Source organism: Phyllobacterium sp. P5_D12 (assembly GCF_054049495.1).
Map to the genome: position 1 here is coordinate 1 of NZ_JBFUMG010000197.1, position 7821 is coordinate 7821.

7 protein-coding genes are annotated in these 7821 nt (G+C 58.2%); 2 read left to right on the top strand and 5 right to left on the bottom strand.

The features are described 5' to 3' along the window. Positions 1 to 153: 153 nt before the first annotated feature. From ACXJ5O_RS14165 to ACXJ5O_RS14175, 3 genes are read right to left on the bottom strand one after another with little or no spacing between them, the layout of a single operon-like run. The gene (locus tag ACXJ5O_RS14165; RefSeq protein ID WP_457300447.1) at positions 154 to 744 is read right to left on the bottom strand and encodes an anthranilate synthase component II; all 591 of its coding nucleotides are present in this window, start codon (positions 742 to 744) and stop codon (positions 154 to 156) included. After that, positions 741 to 2144: an aminodeoxychorismate synthase component I gene (gene pabB, locus ACXJ5O_RS14170; protein ID WP_457300448.1), complete on the bottom strand. Its 1404-nt coding sequence runs from the start codon at positions 2142 to 2144 to the stop codon at positions 741 to 743. The genes ACXJ5O_RS14165 and pabB overlap by 4 nt, the downstream gene beginning before the upstream one ends. A 35-nt stretch (positions 2145 to 2179) precedes the next feature. Beyond that, complete coding sequence (locus tag ACXJ5O_RS14175) at positions 2180 to 2602, bottom strand: Lrp/AsnC family transcriptional regulator (protein ID WP_210003636.1); 423 nt, start codon at positions 2600 to 2602, stop codon at positions 2180 to 2182. A gap of 167 nt (positions 2603 to 2769) precedes the next feature. Here ACXJ5O_RS14175 and rocF point away from each other — a divergent pair, with 167 nt between their 5' ends. Both rocF and rocD read left to right on the top strand, forming a co-directional pair. Continuing rightward, on the top strand, positions 2770 to 3759 hold the full coding sequence (gene rocF, locus ACXJ5O_RS14180) for an arginase (protein ID WP_224506738.1): 990 nt from the start codon (positions 2770 to 2772) through the stop codon (positions 3757 to 3759). A gap of 20 nt (positions 3760 to 3779) precedes the next feature. Further along, positions 3780 to 4988 (top strand): ornithine--oxo-acid transaminase, encoded by a 1209-nt coding sequence (gene rocD / locus ACXJ5O_RS14185; RefSeq protein WP_457300450.1) that lies wholly within the window; start codon positions 3780 to 3782, stop codon positions 4986 to 4988. A 229-nt stretch (positions 4989 to 5217) separates the two neighbouring features. On the opposite strand, the gene ACXJ5O_RS14190 is transcribed toward rocD, so the two are convergent. Both ACXJ5O_RS14190 and ACXJ5O_RS14195 read right to left on the bottom strand, forming a co-directional pair. Further along, a complete protein-coding gene (locus ACXJ5O_RS14190; protein ID WP_457300449.1) occupies positions 5218 to 7662 on the bottom strand; it encodes a GcvT family protein in 2445 nt (814 codons plus the stop codon). Then, positions 7659 to 7821 (bottom strand): glycine cleavage T C-terminal barrel domain-containing protein (locus tag ACXJ5O_RS14195; protein ID WP_457300451.1); only part of this gene is annotated, 163 nt, incomplete at its 5' end. The genes ACXJ5O_RS14190 and ACXJ5O_RS14195, both read right to left, overlap by 4 nt.

Here is a 7821-nt window from a genome sequence, read left to right on the forward strand (position 1 = left end):
GAATATCGAACAAAGAGGCAAAAAATACGGCAAGTGGAGTTTATTGAGATTTGGATCAGGACGCGCCGAAAATGGTGGTTTGCGAGCACTGGAGCTCATTGAACTTTTGGGTTCATGAGCACCGGATCGCAGTAAAGCGCAATTTGCAGGCCGTCATGGCGCAAATTTCTTGAACTGACGCGAAAGCCGCAGGAAATTACCCAGCATGGCGTGGCCATATTCCGTCAGTACTGATTCAGGATGGAACTGCACGCCATAGGTCGGGTGGCCGACATGGGCGAGCCCCATGATCTCGCCGGCATCGGACCGCGCGGTCACCGACAGATCGCTGCCATCCTTCACAGACTCCACGATCAACGAGTGATAGCGGCCGGCGCGGAACGGGCTTGGCAGCCCCTTGAAGATGTCTGTCCCGCCATGATTGATGGCCGAGGCTCGCCCATGCATCGGTTCTTGCGCCCGCACGACCTTGCCGCCAAAGACTTCGCCGATACACTGATGGCCGAGACAGATGCCGAGAATTGGCACCTGTCCGCTCAACGTCTCGATAATCTCCATCGATTGCCCGGCTTCGCGTGGTCCGCACGGTCCCGGTGAAACGACAATTGCTTCGGGTGCCAGTTGCTCGACTTCCGCCGCCGTAATAGTGTCATTGCGAACCACCTGCGTTTCGACGCCAAGTTCGGCAAAATAGCGTGCCACGGTGAAGACGAAGGAGTCGTAATTGTCGATGATCAGGATCATGGGGCATCACCCTGATCGAAGACGGCAAAGATGCGCGCCGCCTTGTCCAGCGTTTCCTGATATTCCGCAGCAGGATCGGATAGCGCGGTAATACCGCCGCCCGCCTGAAACACGGCCTTGCCGCCCTCAAACAGCACGGTGCGAATGCCGATATTGCCGTCGAAATTGCCATTGAAGCCGATGAAACCAATCGAACCGCAATAGACGCCTCGCGCCTCGCGCTCGATCTCGGTGATGATCTCCATCGCCCGCAGCTTTGGCGCGCCTGTGATCGACCCGCCCGGGAAAGCTGCCCTGATCAGATCCATCAAGGATTTGCCTTCCATCAGCCGCCCTGTGACGGCGGAAACCAGATGATGGACGCTCGCATAGGTCTCAAGCCCGCAAAGGACGGGTGTCAGCACGGAATGCGGACGGCAGACGCGGGAGAGATCATTGCGCATCAAATCGACGATCATCAGATTTTCGGCCCGGTCCTTCTCCGATTTGAGAAGTATGTCGGCCAACTTCTTGTCTTCGTCGGGATCTGACGATCGCGGCATCGTACCCTTGATCGGCCGCGTCTCGACCTGATCGCCTTTCACCGCGACAAACCGCTCCGGAGAGCTTGACGCAATCACGATATCGCCGTGATCCAGATAGGCGGCAAAAGTCGCGGCATTACGCTGGCGCAGCGCTTTATAGAACTGCCACTTTGCAAAGCCTTCCGGCAGATCGGCGATAAAACGCTGCGCGATGTTGGCCTGGAAGATATCGCCGTCGAGGATGTATTCCACCACCCCGGCAACGGACTGCATATAGGCCTCTCGCTCGAAATTCGATCGCCAGGACGCCCGCGCAATCCGCTGCTGCCCGACATTCGAAGCTTCTTTCTTCGGCTCCTCTCGCAGAAGCCGCAGGAACAATTCGGAACGCTCGATGCTTTTCCTTTGCCGCGCAGCCTCGTCCGCTTCCGGCAATCCGGATGACAAAAGCCAGGCTTTTTCGGCCTGATGATCGAACGCCAGCACCGCATCGTAAAAATACCAGGCGGCATCCGGCATTGAGCCTTGCGCCGGCGCATCCGGTTGAGGCAAGCGCTCCAGCAATCGCCCGAATTCATAGGAAAAATAACCGACCGCGCCGCCCTGAAATGGCGGAAGACCGGGTTGATCATCGAGCCGGTACACATCGAGATAGTGCGAGATAGCCTCCAGCGGATGCCGATCAAGAGCAACGCCATTCCAGCTCGCCACGCCCTTTTCCACGACGAGTTTACCGAATGGATCAGCCGCCACGTAGGAGTAGCGTCCAAGGCTCTCGTGACGCATGGCACTGTCGAGAAAGCTCAGTCCGCCGAGAGCCCGAAATCTCTCGGCCGCTTCGACAGGTTCCAGCCATGGAATCTCACGGATATGCAAACCAATCCTCCTCGACTACCCCGCCTACGGATATCCTAGCTCTTACGGGTGGACAGAAGAATACTTGTCTCCGTCGAAGTGATTCCGTCAATATGGCGAATGTCGCGCAATGTCCGGTCGAAAGCCTCAAGGGTCTCGACTTCGATTTCGGCAACAATATCCCAGCGGCCGTTCGTGGTATGCAACGCACGGATTTCCGGAAAGCCCTGCAATCGCCGCACAACCTTTTCGGCGGCTTGCCCCGCCACCTCGATCATGGCAACGGCCCGGACGCCATAAATGCCCGCACCCGCCTTCAAGTTGACGGTGAAGCTCTGGATCGTGCCGTTTGTGGTCAGCTTGTCGATGCGCGTGCGCACCGTAGCGCGCGAAATACCCAGAATCGTTGCCATGGAAGAAACTGGCATGCGGCAATCATCCCGCAGTAAAGACAGCAATTTGCGGTCTACATCATCCATCATCGTCCAATCTGATCAAATTGATTGAGCAAAATGCGCATTAATATGTGCATTCCTATCAGGATGCTGTCTTTTTGTCACCGCGTCGAAGTGCCAATATCACCGCCGAAACGTGATAATCTTGGTTGGATCCCGGACCCCTTCAAACGCGAGAGTGACAGCTGCTCATGAATATGCAGAACAATTTCGAGGACACGCACAAGCAGAAGCTGACCGTCATCGGCGCGCCGATCGAAGAAGGCGCCGGAAGGCTTGGGGCTTTGATGGGCCCCGCTGCGCTGCGCACTGCCGGTCTGATACATATGCTCGAAGACCTTGGCCACCCGGTGGAAGATCGGGGGGATTTGCGCCTGCCGAAAACACTGCCTGTTGTTCCACCTGTCCAGGGTCTTGCGCATTACATCGAGAAAATCGCTGCCTGGTCCCGCATGCTGGCCGTCGAGACCTATGACGCAATGACAAACGGCACGTTCCCGGTCATTCTTGGCGGCGATCACAGCCTGTCCATGGGATCGATTGGCGGCATCGCGCGTTATTGCGAAGAACACAACCGCGAATTGTTCGTGCTCTGGCTCGACGCGCATTCCGATTTCAATACGCCCGCCACCTCCCCATCCGGCAACATGCACGGCATGTCGGCGGCGCTCCTTTGCCGCGAACCCGGCCTTGAAGGCGTCTTCGGCGATGAGCCGCATGGTTTCGTCAAACCGGAAAACCTGCATCTCTTCGGCATTCGCTCCATCGACAAGACCGAACGCGTGCTTCTGCGTGAGCGCGGCATCGATGTCATCGACATGCGGCAGATCGATGAATTCGGCGTTGTCAAACTGCTGCGCCGCATCATCGAGCGCGTACAGAAGGCCAACGGCATCCTGCATGTCAGTTTTGACGTGGATTTCGTCGATCCGTCCTTTGCACCGGGCGTCGGAACCACCGTTCCCGGCGGCGCGACCTACCGCGAAGCCCATCTCGTTATGGAGATGCTGCACGATTCCGGCGTCGTCGGTTCGCTGGACGTGGTTGAACTCAACCCATTCCTGGATGAGCGCGGCAAGAGTGCCCTGCTTCTCGTCGATCTTGTCGCCAGCCTGTTCGGCCGGCAGATTTTCGACAAACCGACATTATCCGAACAGAGCGCTGCCGCTCTGAACGTATGACACAATAGGAGGATACTTTGCTGCACACAGCCGCTGACCTGATTTCGACGGAATCCCGCCTTGGGGCGCACAATTACAAGCCGCTTGATGTGGTGCTGGAGCGCGGCGAAGGCGTGTACGTATGGGATATCGACGGCAATCGCTACCTTGACTGCCTCTCAGCTTATTCGGCCGTCAACCAGGGCCATTGCCATCCCAAAATCCTGAAAGCCATGACGGAACAGGCTGGCAAGCTCACGCTCACCTCCCGCGCCTTCCGCAATGACCAGTTGGCATTGTTCTACGAAGAACTCGCCGCCCTCACCGGCTCGCACAAGATCCTGCCGATGAACAGTGGCGCCGAAGCCGTCGAAACCGCCATCAAGGCCGTGCGCAAATGGGGTTACGAGGTCAAAGGCGTTCCGGAAAATGCCGCAGAAATCATCGTCTGTTCCGATAATTTCCATGGTCGCACCATGGGTATCGTCGGCTTCAGCACGGATCCTTCCGCCCGCGATAATTTCGGCCCGTTCGCGCCGGGCTTCAAAGTCGTCCCCTTTGGCGATATCGACGCGTTTGCAGCGGCACTGACCCCCAACACCGTCGGTTTTCTTGTCGAGCCGATCCAGGGCGAAGCTGGAGTGATCATTCCGCCAAAAGGTTATTTCACCAGGGTGCGCGAACTCTGCACTGAAAATAACGTCACGCTCATCCTCGATGAAATCCAGACTGGCCTTGGCCGCACCGGCGCCCTGCTTGCCGAAGCGCACGAAGGCATCGAAGCCGACGTAACGTTGATCGGCAAGGCACTCTCCGGCGGTTTTTACCCGGTCTCAGCGGTGCTTTCCAATAGCGATGTCCTAGGCGTTCTCAAGCCCGGACAGCATGGCAGCACCTTTGGTGGAAACCCGCTTGCGTGCGCCATTGCTCGCGCCGCGCTGCGGGTGCTCACCGAAGAAAACATGATCGAGAATTCCCGCATCGAAGGCGACTATTTCCTGCAAGAGCTCAAAGGCATTCGCAGCAATATCGTACGCGAAGTACGCGGGCGCGGGCTGATGCTGGCGGTCGAACTCCATCCGGAAGCCGGCGGCGCCAATCGTTTCTGCTACGAGCTCAAGGCGCGCGGCATTCTCGCCAAGGATACCCATGGCGATACGATCCGCATTGCTCCGCCGCTGGTCATAAAGCGCGATCAGGTCGATTGGGCGCTGGAGCAGTTCAATGCGGTTCTCACCAGCATGAATTAAGTTGGGATTGGTGCTTGTGGTAATCGCCGTGGCACCTCCCTCTCCGTCATCCTCGGGCTTGACCCGACAGCACGCATAAGCTCGACTTGATCCAGATACTGCAGCCGTCATTGAGCTTGTGGACTGCTGGAATGCGTTTGTGTGAGTGTCAATCTCAGCGCTCCTCAGCCATGGGTCCTCGGGTCAAGCCCGAGGAAGACGGAACGGGAGCTGCAGGGTGGTAGCTATCCTACATCCTCACCCGCGCGGCCTTTGGATCGTACATCGGCCGCAGTGAGGCCTCGGCCTTCACGCGCACACCGGCTATCTCGATCTCATATTCGGAAGCCAGCACCTGTTCGGCGCTCTCACCCTTGCTCGGCACGTATCCAAGCCCGATCGCACCACCGAGATGGTGCCCGTAGTTACCGGATGTGATCGTCCCGACGATCTTGCCGTCACGGACGATAGCCTCGTTGTGAAACAGCAGCGGCTCGGGATCGGTCAGGCGGAATTGCACCAGACGGCGATCCAGCCCTGTATCCTTCTTCTTCAGCACCGCCTCGCGGCCGATGAAATCGCCCTTGTCAGTCTTCACGGCAAAGCCGAGTCCTGCCTCCAGCACATGATCTTCATCGGTGATATCATGGCCGAAATGCCGGAAGGCTTTTTCGATACGGCAGGAGTCCAGCGTGTGCAGGCCGCACAGTTTCAAGCCAACGTCCTTTCCAGCTTCTTCGATTGCCTCGAACACATGTGCGGTCTGATCCGTCGAGACATAAAGCTCCCAGCCGAGTTCGCCGACATAGGTCACGCGGTGCGCTCGCGCCAAGCCCATGCCGATTTCGATCTCGCGTGCCGTACCAAACGGATTTGCCTCGTTTGAAAAGTCATTCGGGCTGATCTTCTGGATCAGTTCGCGCGATTTCGGCCCCATCACGCAAAGCACGGACTCCGCGGCAGTTACATCGGTGATGACCACGAACTCGTCCTTGAGGTGCTTGCGCATCCAGGCAAGGTCGCGCTGCAGCGTCGCGCCGGGTACCACGGCGAAAAACGCCGTATCCGACAGCCGCGTGATCGTCAGGTCGCTCTCGATCCCGCCGCGATTGTTGAGCATCTGTGTGTAAACAATGCGCCCCGGTTCAACATCCAGCTGGTTGGCACAAAGCCGCTGCAGGAATGCCAGAGCATCTCGCCCCTCAACGCGTATCTTGCCGAAGGACGTCATGTCGAACAGGCCGACATTGGCGCGCACCGCAAGGTGTTCTTCGCGCTGATTTTCGAACCAGTTCTGCCGCTTCCACGAATAACGGTACTCGCGCTCCTGACCCTCTTTGGCAAACCAGTTGGCGCGCTCCCATCCCGCAACTTCGCCAAAGACAGCACCTCGTGTCTTCAGATGCTCGTGGATGGGCGAGCGCCTGACATTGCGCGACGTCGCCATCTGCCGGTAGGGGAAATGATCGGCGTAAAGCAGTCCAAGGGTCTCCGAGACGCGCTCCTTCAGGTAGCGCCGGTTCTTCTGGAACGGCTGCGCCCGGCGAATATCCACCTCCCACAGGTCGAATGGGGCTTCGCCGTCGTTTATCCATTGCGCCAGCGCCATCCCGGCACCGCCGGAGGAAACAATACCGATGGAATTATACCCCGCCGCAACCCAGTAGCCGCCAAGTTCCGGCGCTTCGCCGAGATAATAGCGGTCATCGGGGGTGAAGCTTTCAGGACCGTTGAAGAAAGTGTGTATCCCCGCGGTGCCGAGCATCGGCATGCGGTTGACGCCCAATTCAAGGATCGGCTCGAAATGCTCGAAATCTTCCTGCAATTGATCGAAGCAGAAGTCTTCTGAAATGCCGTTCATGCCCCAAGGCTTCGCAACCGGTTCGAAAGCGCCAAGCATCATCTTGCCGGCATCTTCCTTGTAGTAAGCGCATTCGTCCGGAACGCGCAGCACCGGCAGACGCCCGAGCCCCTCGATAGCCTCGGTGACGAGATAGAAGTGTTCGCAAGCATGCAGCGGCACGGTCACGCCCGACGTTCCCGCCAGATCGCGTGCCCACATCCCGGCGCAATTGATCACGACATCGGTCTCTATCGTGCCGTGCTCTTCACCTTGCGCCCAGGTGACTCCAGTCACCCGGCCATTTTTCTTGAGAACTTCGGTGACTTTGACGTTCTCGACGATCTTCGCGCCGCGCTGGCGCGCACCCTTGGCAAGCGCCATGGCGATATTGGCCGGATCGCACTGCCCGTCGAGTGGCAAATGCACCGCGCCAACCACATCCTCGATGTTAAGATGCGGATACATCTCCTTGACTTCGCGCGGAGAAATCTCGCGCACATCGACATCGAACGCTCTTGCCAGGGATGCCTGCCGGTAGATCTCGTGCTTGCGTTCCTCGGTCAGCGCAACGGTGATCGAGCCCACCTGACGCATGCCGGTCGCGACCTCGGTCTCGGCCTCAAGCTTCACGTAAAGGTCCGCCGAATACTTGGCGAGCCGCGTCATGTTCTGCGAGGCGCGCAACTGGCCGATCAGTCCCGCCGCATGCCATGTCGTGCCAGATGTGAGCTGTTTGCGCTCCAGCAAAACGATATCGGTCCAACCGAGCTTGGCAAGATGATAGGCGACGGAACAGCCGGAGATGCCGCCACCAATGATGACGGCCCGGGCCTTTGCCGGTAGGGAGCTCATGCGCGAATTCTTTCGTTTTTGGGGTCCCAAAGCGGTTGATCGGGATGGACCGTCGCCTTGAAGCGCTCGCCAAAGATTTCCACCTCGACTTCGGTGCCGGGTTCAGTGAGTTCGGTCTTCAGCATGCCGAGCGCAATGGATTTATCGATGCGATGGCCC